A 12,606-nucleotide genomic window follows, 5' to 3' on the forward strand; every position below is an offset into this window, starting at 1 on the left:
TGGATGGCGTACAGGCGGCGGATGGGCTCCGCCTTCCGATTTACGCACCATGCGTGCTGCGGCTTCGATATCAACGTGTTCGCGACGAACATGCTGATATTCGCACTGACCAGACGTTCTAGGCGAGCCCCGGCCCCGAACCGTCGCCAAAGATGCTCAAGTGTTGGTGCATCGGTTCGAGCGGATCGAGGGCGCCTTGCTGCAGCTCGTCGAGGCTGAGCTCGGTCTGCTCCAACGCTTGCTGGCGCTCGATCTCCCGCAGCTGGTCTCGTTCAGCGACGTCGGGCGCGTCATTGACGGCGCCGAGCGCGGTGAGCGCCGACTCGGCGGATGCCCGCGCACGACCCATGGGGCTGTCCGCGGGCACTGGCTTTCCTAGGGGCGAGTCGGCATCGACGCTGTACCGGTCGCGGTAGGCGACGATCTGGCGCACGTGGTGGTCCCAGACCAGCCGGTCCGGGGAGTCGATGCCGGGTGGCTCTGGGAGCGCCGCGGCCCACACCGGTGGATGCTCGGCGGCTCGTCGGGTGAGCTCGTCGAGGCGATTGCGGATTCGTTGCGCTCGATCGCGTAGCCACGCGGCTACCGCCGCATCCTGTGTGCCGGTCGTTCCCACCAGATTCTCGACGGCGTCGCTCGCGCCCGGCGGGCGGCTCTCGTCAGGTGGTGGGGGAGTGATCCAGGAGGGCAGCCCTTCTCCGTCCGTCACGGGTTCGTCGAGCTGCCACGCGAGCAGCGCCGCGGGTGAGCGCGCCCCGGCGAGGCGCTCGAGGTGCTCATCGAGCAGCACTGACACATCGGTCCCGGTTCGCTGGTGGCGGTACAGAAGCCCTGCCAGGTGTGGCCATGCGTCGTCGGCCAGGATGCGGCGCGCTTGGTCGGACGGGTAGGCGCGTCGGATGGCCTCGCCCATCCTGGCGACGGCCCCGGGCTCGAGCGCGCTCGCATAGGCGTCTTCGTACGCGGGCACGAGTGTCGCGAGCGAGGCCGACGCCTCCCGCTCAACTACCGCCATCGTGAGGGCGGCGTCGTCGGAGTCGCCGCGTCCGAGCACGGCTTCGAGGACGTCGCGCGCCGCGGCATCGGGCTGCGGCTGGTGGTGCAGCGAGACGTCGAGCAGTTCCTCGGTGACGACGTACAGATGGTTGCTCTCCCGGCCGCGCGTGATGCCGGTGTAGAGCTGCTCGCGGGCCATCGAGTCGTCGACGAGCACGCGGGCGACGTCGACCGTCATGCCCTGGCAGCGGTGCACAGTGGTGGCGTACCCGAGCTGGACGTGCTCGCGCACGTACGCGGCGGGCAGCACGGTGCGGGTGTGGTGTTCGCGGTGCTGGACGGTGAGTGCGCCGTCGTCGCGGGTGCCGGTGACGGTCCAGAGGTCGCCATTCTTGACGTAGTCGGTGCTGCCGTGGCGCAGCAGCCGGTCGTTGTGACGGGTGACGATGACGTCGCCAATCCCGGCAGCGATGCCGTCAGCGAGTGCGACGCCGTCGTCGGCGATCTCACCGTTGGCGATGCGGTGCTGACGTGCGCGCTCGTTGAGGTAGGTGACGTCGTCGTTGGTCGCGGCGACCATGATGGAGCTGCGCCGATCGCCGAGGTCCTCGACCCAGGCAGCGTGCAGATCCTCAAGCGCGGCGTCGCGGGTGCCCGAGTGGACACGGCCGTGATCGACGTAGAAGTCCAGACCCGCGGTGCGGCCGTCTCGAACCAGGAGGCCGGCCGCATCCTCACCGGGCGTGCTGAACCGGTGGACGTCGCGAAGCTCGGCAGCCCCGACGGTGTTGGCGATAAGCCTCAGCGCGCCGCCGGCTCCGACGGCGCCCAGCTGGCTCGGGTCGCCCAGCAGCCGCACGGACGCTCCTTCACGTTGGGCGATCTGCAGCACCTTCCGCAGGTCGAGCGTGCCGGCCATCCCGGCCTCGTCGACCAGCAGCACCGTCCGCTCATCGACGTGCAGATGCTCCGGTACGCGGTTGCCGTGGTCGTGGCTGGCGATGAAGGTGTGCAGGGTCTCAGCGGGCACGAGCAGGTCGTCGCCCAGGACATGGGCGGCGACGGCGGAGGGTCCCAGCGCGACAACCGTGCCGCCCTCGCCGTGGACGGCAGCGACGAAGGCGCGCATCGCCGTCGTCTTGCCGGCACCGGCCGGTCCGATGCCAGCGACGAGCTGTTGGCCGCTGCACGCGAAGCGCCGCGCGAGATCGAGCTGGTACGTGTCCATGCGTCGTCGGGAGTCGATCTGGACGTCAGCAGCTGCAGCCTCGAATGTGCTCGCTCGCACGGTGGGACCACCGATCGTCTGTGCAGCAAACAGGAGTGCCGCCTCGGCGTCGAGCACCTCTCGCGAGGTGTACTTCGTGGTCCCGTGCTGCTCGTAGATCGAGGTCCCGTTGGTCCGGGACAAGCGCGTCGGGGTGGGTGTGGGGTCCGACGGCGTGAGCTGGATGGAGGCCTTCATGCAGGCTGCCATCACCGTGTGCGCGGCGTCGGTGACCGACCACGAGCTGTGCTGGACGGCGGGCAGCGTGCGCACCACCCGCGTTGCCTCGGCAAGGACGTGGAACTGGGTCCAGGTGGCGCGCCGTTGACCGAGCAGCTGTAGCACCAGCATGGCAACTTCCTGTGTGAGTTGATGCTCGTTCAGCAGGAGGGTGGGTTCCGTCGGTTGGCGGTGCAGGGCTGAAGCGAGTCGCTGCTGCAGTCGTTCAGAAGATCCGAGCATCTCGACGGCGCGCGCTCGCCAGTCGAGCACTCTCTCGTTCAGGGGTCGGCTGGGCTCTTTGGCGGTACGGGTCGCCAGGGTCGCTGCCTGTGCGAGGCGGTACTGCTCGGTGCGCGGCGGCTCGTGTCCGTGCGTGGCTCGGTACTCGGCGGCCATCGTTTCGTACGACTCCGTGATCGCAGCACGCCGCTGCGAGAACAAGGACACGAGGTCGGCGCCGACGCCGTCGATCTCTCGCACGGGAACCTTCTTGCCGAGGCGAGGCGTAGCCACGAACTGCACGCCGAGACGCTGCACGAGCTGCTCCTCGACCAGGGCGTTGTACCGCTCCGAGGCAGCCACGGTCAGCCGGAACAGCACGCGAGCGTCAAGGCTGCGCCACTTGCCGTCCACGCCCATGACCTTCGACGAGACCGCGACATGCGTGTGCAGGTTCGGGTCGCCCGCACGAGAGTCCAGATGGTCGAACGCCGCTGCCGTCAGCCCCATCGTGTTGATCTGCTTCAACCCGCCACGACCCGTACGGGTGAGGGCCGCTTCCTGCTCGATCCAGGCGAGAGTCTGCTGCCACGCCTGCGCGTGCGCCTGACTGATCTGCTCGCGCACATCGTCGTCGGCGAGCGCCCACAACACCGACACCGACTTGGCCGGTGTGAAGACGAGATCGAAGCCGGACACACCCTCCCTAGTGGCTGGGGACCGCTGCGCTAGATAGCGGGCGACCTCGGACTTGGACGGCTCCCCGCCGAGGCTCTGACGCACCATCTGGGTGGCAACCTGCCACCGGATACGCTCCCGCTCGACGCCGGCCTGAGGTGCGCGATCATGGGCAGAAGCGAATGCGGTGAAGGCCTGCTCGAGCGCGATCAGGTAAGGGTCGTCCTCCAGTTCCCGACGGCGCAGGAACGGCCGACCGAGCACCCGCGCCTCGTCGTTCGGGTGCGCACCGAAGGCGAACAGACTGCGCATCTGCAGGGCGTCGACCTGCCCCGAGATCTCCATCGCTCGGGTACCGCTCCCGACCCACCGCCCCGGCGGGTTGCCGTGCGCGTTGTAGTAGTCGCTCAGCGACTGCCCGCGCCGCACCTCGTCGCCGCTCGCGACTTGCCGGGTCAGGTACTCATACCCGTTGCCCGCGTGCAGGGAGTGGATCGTCATCACACCCACTACACGCACGGCCCCGCGCGAACAGGTCGATATCGATACGGGACCTCTCACAGGTGGTGCAAAAGGTGTGTCGCGCTCGAGTAGTCGTCAAACGCGGAAGTGGTCGGTCGTGCAGCTTCGGGGAGAGCGGAGCGCGTGGCCGCGAGGCGCTGCCGCGGTCGCGGCCGGTTCGGTCCAGGCCCCGATTAGGTGCGGGCAAGGTGGGGAGCGGCCGCTCCCTGCGCCGACGGCCCGTTCGCCTGTCGCGTCTATGCGACTACCCGGGCGCGGCACTGGGCAGGTCGTCGTGCGGCGACCGACGCCCTCCCGTGTCACGCGACATTGAAGGCCGGAGATCCCCGCTGGTCCCCGGCCCTAGCGCCCTTGTCCGAGCCAAAGCGGTGAAACGACGCGGCTTGGTTTCCTCGTCTCCGGAGACCCGGAAGGCAGGTCGGCGGGCGACCTCACGCCGAGCGCTGCGGCTCCTCAACGGCGAGGTAGACCGGCCCGCCGGGCTCCAATTCCAGAATCTCGAAGAGCTTCCTCGTGACGTCTCCGATCGATCCGACCCACTGATCGCGCACGAGTTTGGCGAATGTCTCGCCGTCCAGCGAGCGCCACTGACTCACGACATGCCGATCCCCACCGCCGGGGCCCTTGGTCGGGTTGGCCAACATGCGGAGAACGCCGCGTGCCGGGTGGTATCGGCCCGAGGGCATGCTCATCTGGTCGCCGTTCTGGGACGGCTGTACCGGCTCGACGAACTTGACGAACCCAATGTCGGGAGATATGCGGTACTCATCCGCTGCGGTCGGCCTCAAGGGGTCGATCTCCAAGGCCTCAGCGTGCATCTCAGAGAATTTGAGCATCACGTCGACCTGGCTAGCCAATCTGCCGTCGTCGCGGAAATAGTACTCGTGGCTGCCCTTGTCACTCTGGAGCAGCTTGTACTGGACGAGAACCACGGAGTGCGGTTCCGAGCGGACGTATACGAGGTCGGCGCCGGTCTTCGGTTCCTCGGGCTGGAAGTTGATGTTCTTCACGAGCAACTGCCGCTCGCCGGAGCGGAACAGGAACCATCCGTTGAACGCATGGCCGGCAGCGTCCCAGTCCAAGAAGCCAGCGGTTTCTGCAGCTATGACGTCGTTCTCTCGGGGCGGCCTGGTTGGCTGCAGAGCGCTGGCGACTGACTCCAGTCGAAGAGCGAGGGGCGTCGGGGCCGGTGGCGTCGACACAGGTTCTAGATTCCGCCAACCAGGGTCGAAGAGTCGCAGGGCGGTTTGGCTTGCGTCGCGGCGAGCCAGCCGGTTCAGGGGAAACTTCCCGCGCCGCGGGAACGCGGGAAGGTCCGCCATGATCTGGTCGACCCCGGGTAATATTGGGCGCAGTGCGTCAACGATTGCCTGCAGGCTCTTGGCTGGTATAACCCGCGACTCCTCTTCGTTGAACATGCGCTGCACGACATGCCGCATCGTTGGTGTAGTCGTCTCCACGATGGTGACCAACGGCACCGGCTCCGGAAAGGGAATCCGGTCGGTCAGTTTGACGACCGCCGAGCCAGCCCAACTTCGCCGCACTTGTGTGGTGCAGTTGCCGACGCCGATAACGCTCATCACGCCGGAGTCCGAAGCGATCAGCAGTACTCGGGCCTGCGTGCGAGAACGCCAATATGTGCTGTTCACGTTGAGATACATGGGCGGCCCACCGGCTCGCCTGGCCCGTTCGTCCAGGAGCCGGTCGAGGCGCTTACCTGGACGGTCCTCGATCTCATCCTCCCAGTCGGCGTCGTCGGCAAGGTCCTCAAGGGAGCCCGACACCGGCCGCCACGTCGGATCCGTGACGCGACCGAACCGTACTAGACGCCCCTCGTGCGCAGAGAGAAACAACAGGCCCATACAGGCATCCTGACGTCTCAGGACGAGGCGCAGCCACTGTTCTCGCATCGCAATCCAGCGCCAGGGTTGTCCGCAGGGTGGAACACCGAGCTCGAGAGGACGCGATCCGGACTGACGCTGGCGTTTCGCGAGTGGTTGACCGTTCGGGCCTCGACGCTGCGCCCTGGGGCTCTCTCGATGTGCTGGTCGGCGGCTGACGACATGGTGCAGGACGTCGTGGTGGCGCTGTACCCGTGATGGTCGCGGATCGCGGCGGGCAAGTGCACGCATTCGCTAAACGGCTGCTGGTCGGGAGTGCTTCGGCGCACGGCATCCGTGGCGACGGGAACGGTTCCTGGGTTTATCCAAGATTCTGCTGACTCCGCCAGCTGCAGGCGATTGGCCTTCGGCCCGCAGCCGGTTGAACAATCTGGCTGGGCATCACCGTCAGATGTCGGACCAGTAGTCCTCGTCGCCCCAGTTCACCACCGGGTCGTCGCTCGTCGCGCCGCCGTCCCAACTGACCGTAAAGCAGTACGAGCCCTCTACCGTCCCGTCTGCCTGGCCCTCCACGGTGCTGGTCTCCCACCCGCTGGGATCGTCCCGCACGATTCCGGCCGACAGGTGCGCCTCGAACTCGCCCTCGAGGGTGAACTCGATGGAGCCGTTGCCGAACTTCGCCGACGAGACCCGCTGGAGCTCCGCCCTGAAGTAGCTGGCCTCGGGCGGGCCCGAGTTGCACGGGCCCAGCCCGTCCTCGTCGAACGCCTCAAAGGACGAATGGGCGTGTGTGTGCACCTGCTCCCAGAGGCCGAGGAGCGGTCCGTCCAGTACGTCTGCGAGGCCATAGTCGGGATAGATCAGGCCCTCGAGCAGCGTCACCGCTCGCTTCGACTCGCCCTCCAACTCCAGAGGCACACTGAACAGTTCGCCGTGGCGGTTCCCAATGCTGAGGACCCGGAAGAGCGGAAAGTCGTCGAGCCCGCGAGCTGAGAGCCGGCGCAGGACGGCGGGCATGTTCTGCTCGAACGCGGTCCTGATCTTGGCGTCATCGAGATCGGCGGATTTGAGCCCGACGAACGCCTTGGCGAGTTCCTTCTGTGAGCGGAACGCGCGGACGCGCTCCACAACCTCGGGGGCGCGCTCACGGGCCTTGTCCAGTGCCCTACCGCAGGTCGGCAGGTGGGTCATGTCGTTGTCGCCCTTCTCGCCTCGCCCGTTGCAGAAACCGCAGATAGGGGCGAGGTTCTCGGGCGCGTCTCGGTCGAAGGAGTGCGGCCTGCCGACCCGGTCGAGGGCGTTAGTCAGGTTGTGTCCGCGCAAACTCTTCGGGATGATGTGGTCGGTCTGGATGTCCGTGAAGTCCTTGGATCGGTGGCACCAGTAGCAGCGGCCGTTCCAGAGGTCGTAGAGAACCGACCGCAGCACCTCCGGGTCCTTGTGACCGTAGGCGACGCGATTCCTCGGCCGACTGCCGTACCTGGTCATGCGAAACCTCCGGACCGTTGATGAGCCAGCACGGAAAGGAGGGTAGAGGCGAACCCAGCGAGGCATTCGCACAAGCCACGTGCGATCGATCTTCGCCGCGTCTCGACAGCGCGTGTCCCTGCTCGGATGTCCTGCAGGTCTAGACGCATTGAAGGGGTGCTGCCCCGTTCGGTTTCGGACGGCTTCGGGCGGCGTCGGAGGTCCGCCGCGAGCAAAACCCCGCCTCGCGGCGGGTGTTACCCGTAGCCTGAGCGGTCGACTGAGAGCCGACAAGCACAGCACAAAGGTGCCGGAAGGGGGAGGGTCTTGACCGTTGGCCCACCGTCGCCGAACGCGGCGACCCGGACCCAGCACGCCATCCGGCTGCTGGTGTTGCTGCGGGTGTGCGGAGATCCTGTGGGGGGCAGCGACCCGGCAGGCATGGCGCAGGTCATCCGCAGCGAGCGGCGCCTGCAGGCGCTCGACTTCTGGTTGCGCAACCCGGACTATCTCGCTGACGAACTCGTGACGGCAGTCGAGGCGGGCATGCTGGACGCCGGGTACCTAACCGTGGCGGAGGGTCTCCTGACGGACCCGGAGCCCGCGTGGCACCACTACCCGATGCCGAAGTGGTTCTATGGCGCATACGAAGAGGTCGACGATGCGTTCGCCATCCTCCAGGCGTACGGATTGGGGTTGGTGCGACGCCGTGGCCTCGCTCCGAAGCCGTTACGCAACCAGTTCTTCCTCACCGAGCTCGGTGCGGAGAAGGCCGACGAGCTCGCCGCCACAGACGTGTTGAGCTGGTACTCGCAGCAGGCGCAGGTCGTCCATCAGGTAGCCGGCACGGACAGTGGCACCAAGCTGAAGGAACGGCAGTACTTGCAGGATAAGTACGCCGACGCGGTCTGGGGCACCACCATCGGATCCATCAGCGAGCAGGTCACCCAACGACTCGCGCTGCTGAGTCAGACCTCGCCTGCAGCGAGTGGGACCCCTGAGACAACCGGCGGCAACGCAGACAAGGCCTTGGAGCAGCAGTGAGCAGACTTGGTCAGGCCGTCGCCGACGACCTCCGCAACCCGGACCGTCTCGCAGAGGTCGAGGCGGTGTTGGTCAAGCACCAGGTGTCCACGTCGGCGTCACAGCCGACGCCCGCGCACCTCCGGTTCACAAGGCTCGCGTTCCGCGGGACGAAGGTCCTGACCGGTGTCACCAGCGCAGGCGTCGCGGTCGACACTGACTACCGCGAAGAGGTTCCGTTCACGTTCAACTGGGACCTCGGGACGGGCCTGTACGGCGTGGGGAGCGACGAGAACCTGCGCGGGAAGTCGAGCACGCTGCGCATCCTCATGTGGGCGCTAAGGGGGCGTTGCGACTTGAAGAACGAGGTGCGCTCTTGGGTGGACCACGTCGAGGTCGGGCTCTCAATCGACAATGTCGCCCATCAGGTCAAGTTCGATGTCGACCACGCCAACTCCGACCGACCCATCGGTCAGCTGACCAGGACCTCGGGTGGGATCGACACCATCATCGGCACGTTCGACAGCGACGACACGTTCGAGGACGTCATGGGTGCGGCGATGATGGCCGCGTTGCGGCTGCCCGCGATCGCCGCGACGCAAGAGGGGCGTCGCACCCAGCACGTGTGGCCCACCTACGCCGGCGCGCTGCTCATCCGCGGCGACAACCTCGACATGCTCCTCGGTGAGCAGAAGTTCGCTGGGTTGCCGGCGCGGCTGCTGTCGATGTTCGTCGGCGCGGAGTGGGCTGCGGCCCGCAACGAGGCGACGTCCGCGGTGACGGTCGCGAAGGCCGAGCTCATCGGCCTCGAGGACGCCACGAAGAAGCACGCCACCGCGTTGCACGAGGCCCATCAGCGTGCCGAGGACGCGGTCGCGAATGCACAGAAGGCCCTTGAGCAGACCAACTCGACTGATTACGACCTCGATGCGGTCTGGGCGGCCGTCGAGGAGCTCGCCAATCTGGACAACCAGACGGCCACCGTCAACCACCGGCTGCTCGCCGCCCGGTCGGGCTTGTCGGTGGCGACCGCCCAGTTCAACACGGAGCAGGCCCGCCGGAATCAGCAGGCCGAGGACGCGTACGCGTCGTTCTTCTTCCAACAGCTCCAACCCCACATGTGTCCCCGTTGCGCCGGGCCGGTCACCAAGGAGCGACGAGACGCTGAACGTGACCAACATCAGTGCTCTGTGTGCACCTCGACGTTGGACATCTCCGCCCACGGCGAACGCGTCGTGGTCGCGACCGTCGTGTCGGAGGCGGACCGCCAGCACCTGGTCAACGACCTCCAACTTCCTCCAGGGCACGGTGAGGATGGCGCAGACAGCGGCGACGACGAGGAGGACGAGGACTTCGGCGACACGGAAGGGCCGGCAGACGCGCTGGACGCGCTGGCGTCAGCGCGCGACGAGGCGGAGCGGCGCGTTGCTGAGCTGGAGACACGACTGGGGGTGCTCGACGAGCGCCGCATGGCAGTGCGACAGGTCTTGGAGGCCAACCGTGCCGCGACCGGGGCTGCCGCGGCACGGCAGCAGGCCCAGCTCGACCTTGCCCGCGCTGAGGGGGCGGCTGCTGCGCTCGCACCAGACAGCTCGCAGGTTGGCCCGGACCAGCGCCACGTCGAAGTGCTCGCCGCGGACCTCGTCGTCCTCAACTCGGCGAAGAAGGTTGCCACGAGCTGGGTCCAGGAGGACCAGCGGCAGTGGCTGTCCGACCTGGGCGAGGACATCACCCAGCTGGCGCGTGAGTTCGGCATGTCGAACCTGACCCAGGTCGAGCTGGGTGGCGGCGCGACGATGATGGTCCACCAGGGCGGGCAGACCAATGCATACTCGGCATGCGAACGTGGCGAAAAGTTGCGCCTCAAGCTCGCGACGGCCATTGCCCTCATCAAGCAGGGCCATGCCAGCGGCGTCGGCCGCCATCCGGGACTCTTGTTCGTTGACTCCCCCGGAGCCGAGGAAGTGCCCATCGAAGACCTCGACGTGATGCTCGAGGCGCTTCAGCGCGAAGCCACTGCAGCCGACATCCAGGTGTTCATCGGGACCCGTCACACCGAGGAACTCGTTGCCCTGCTCGGCGACGACCGGTGCCGACTGGGACGCGGCACGAACTTCGTCTGGTAGCTGCACAAGGCGAGCGGCGACAGCCACGTTACCGCCGCGGGCACGCATGCGTGCCGAACACCTGGCCTGGCCGGCGAGAACGGGCACGCTGTCTGCGGGCGCGGGGCCCGCACGGTGAAGGCGACGGAATGGTTGACTGGCTATCAACTGGCCGGTGCACACCACCGGGCCCACGTGGACACAAGGGGCACGAGGAGCGCACATGGCGACCCATGACGAGCACCCCGACGCGGGCGGCTTGGACCTGGGGTCGCTCACCGCGTCCCTTGCGACGATGGCGAACACCCCCGACGTCACTACAACGGCCGCACAGCTCGCAGCCGCTTCCACTTTCACCCGAACCGCCGAGTACAACGCCGCGGCGCACGCGCTGGCCGCCGCCATCCTCGCCACAGCGAGCCCCGTGCTGTTCGCCGACGCCACCCAGTTGTTCCTCGCCTCGACCGACCTCCTCGAGGCTGCCGGCGAACGTCTTGGCATCGAAGTGCTCGCCCAGGCGGCGCCGCCGGGCGCCAGCGCGACGGGACTGGAGGTGCTTCGGGCCGCCGACGCGCTCGAGGTGGCCACACAGCTCCGCCTCGGCGGCTGGGCTTCCCGCTGGGACCTGTTCGCGCTTCTCGCCACCTACGATGGCACGGGGCCGGCCACGTACAGTCGCGCAGCCATGCGTGCGGTTCAGGCGTGCTTCGAGCAGTGGCAAGAGGCTGACTACCTCCTACCAACCGCGCACCGCATCGCCGACCTGGGCGACGACCGTGAGTCGTTCTCGTCGTCGGACACCGGCGTCATGCTCGCGCGAGTCGCGCTCCTCCAAGCTCTCCGCGCAGGCGACCACGAAAGGGCGCTGCGTCACATCGACGAGGCCCTCGTGGCCTTGGCAGCTGCCCTGACTCACGACGACCGGCCCGACGCGCACGTCACTGCCAACATTGCCCGGCTCCTTCAGGGGCTCATCGAGACCCAGACCGTCGATCCGACGGTTGTCTCCGACCTTGCCGAAGGTGTCCGGGAATTGCTGCACCTGCGTTACTCCCGCGGGCACTGGACCGGCGAGGTCACCGGCGCCACCCGGGCCGCCTGGACGCTGCTCGCCGACCGCCTTGCCGCCGCTCAGCAGAGCTTCGCCGAGCCATCCTGGCTACACGCTGTTCCGGTCATCGCCGACCTCGTGGACCTATATCGGACCAGCGGCTCGTGCATCGGCCTGCGGCGTGACGAAGATGGCCGCGCCGTCCAGGTCCTGGTTGCACCGGTGATCGAGGACGGTTTCGCCAACGAGGTCGGACTGTTCAACGTCCTGCGGCAACGAGTCGCAGAGATGGAAGCCGCAGTCGACGCCGGGATTGCGACCGCCGACGAGGTCGCCGACCTCCCGGTAGCCATTGATATCCGCGACGTGGCCGCCCGTCGCTTGGCAGCGGGAACACTCGTGCACCACCCAAAAGCAACGGCCGGCGCCGAGCTGCCGGCTGACAAGGACGCCCTCTCCCTCGACGCGGTCGACAGGGCCGACATAGACGTCGAGAACCGCCTCTGGTCAGCCGCGCGACGCCGACACCGCACTAAGCTCGCTAACGCGTCACTGCCAGTCAATCAAGCCCTCGAACGCATCTGGAGCGACCTCGACGGATCGACCGACTACCGCGGCCAAGACGGTCTTGCCGACGCCGTCGATCTCGTCGCCGCGCTCCTGATGTCGTTCCTGTTCGACCGGTCCGCAGTAGGGCCCAGCGAAGCGCCGTACCTGTTCAGCGCGGCCGCCAGCGAGGAAGACCTTGCCCGCGACCTGCGCACCTTCGTCCGCGGCAGCGGCTACCTTCACGGCGTCGACACTGAAGTCCGCCACGTCGGCGGCGGTCGCGTCGACGTGCGGTTCTCCTTCCCCGGCTTCAACCTCTACGTCGAACTCAAGCAGGATTCGACCGAGGACCCCGTGCCCGACAAGACGTCCTACGTGAACCAGGCCGCGACCTACCAAGCAGCCGAACCCCGCGTCGGGTTCCTGCTCGTCTTGAAGAAGACACCAAGGAAGACACCAGCGGGGTCGGTGAACGACTGGGCGCAGGTCGTCGAGATGACCGACGCCGAGGGCGCTCCGCGGCATGTTGTCGCGATGACGCTCGCCGGAGCCCGCACCATTCCGTCCGACATGTAGACCGCGTATCTCTGTGTGGCCCGTCGAAGTGGAAGGCGGTCGAGGCCGCGTCATTCTGGGCGGAAGGCAGAAGGCCCCGCTCGGCAGGTG

General features: G+C 67.4%; 6 protein-coding genes. 3 read left to right on the forward strand and 3 right to left on the reverse strand.

The window, feature by feature from the left end:
* Positions 1 to 118: 118 nt before the first annotated feature.
* From mobF to GPA03_RS08095, 3 genes are all read right to left on the reverse strand, one after another.
* The gene (gene mobF / locus GPA03_RS08085) at positions 119 to 3,883 is read right to left on the reverse strand and encodes a MobF family relaxase (RefSeq protein WP_156251500.1); all 3,765 of its coding nucleotides are present in this window, start codon (positions 3,881 to 3,883) and stop codon (positions 119 to 121) included.
* A gap of 452 nt (positions 3,884 to 4,335) precedes the next feature.
* The gene (locus GPA03_RS08090; protein WP_156251501.1) at positions 4,336 to 5,766 is read right to left on the reverse strand and encodes a hypothetical protein; all 1,431 of its coding nucleotides are present in this window, start codon (positions 5,764 to 5,766) and stop codon (positions 4,336 to 4,338) included.
* Between the two features lie 426 nt (positions 5,767 to 6,192).
* Positions 6,193 to 7,233: an HNH endonuclease gene (locus GPA03_RS08095; protein WP_156251502.1), complete on the reverse strand. Its 1,041-nt coding sequence runs from the start codon at positions 7,231 to 7,233 to the stop codon at positions 6,193 to 6,195.
* Between the two features lie 420 nt (positions 7,234 to 7,653).
* Here GPA03_RS08095 and GPA03_RS08100 point away from each other — a divergent pair, with 420 nt between their 5' ends.
* The 3 genes from GPA03_RS08100 to GPA03_RS08110 all read left to right on the forward strand — a co-directional run bounded on the left by GPA03_RS08100 (position 7,654) and on the right by GPA03_RS08110 (position 12,516).
* The gene (locus tag GPA03_RS08100) at positions 7,654 to 8,256 is read left to right on the forward strand and encodes a hypothetical protein (RefSeq protein ID WP_156251503.1); all 603 of its coding nucleotides are present in this window, start codon (positions 7,654 to 7,656) and stop codon (positions 8,254 to 8,256) included.
* A gap of 257 nt (positions 8,257 to 8,513) precedes the next feature.
* The gene (locus GPA03_RS08105) at positions 8,514 to 10,361 is read left to right on the forward strand and encodes a hypothetical protein (RefSeq protein ID WP_206673489.1); all 1,848 of its coding nucleotides are present in this window, start codon (positions 8,514 to 8,516) and stop codon (positions 10,359 to 10,361) included.
* 202 nt (positions 10,362 to 10,563) lie between these two features.
* Positions 10,564 to 12,516 (forward strand): hypothetical protein, encoded by a 1,953-nt coding sequence (locus tag GPA03_RS08110; protein WP_156251505.1) that lies wholly within the window; start codon positions 10,564 to 10,566, stop codon positions 12,514 to 12,516.
* Positions 12,517 to 12,606: the final 90 nt, after the last annotated feature.

Origin of the sequence: Pseudactinotalea terrae (genome assembly GCF_009733845.1) — a bacterium.
In the GTDB taxonomy this organism is placed as follows: Bacteria; Actinomycetota; Actinomycetes; order Actinomycetales; family Beutenbergiaceae; genus Pseudactinotalea; species Pseudactinotalea terrae.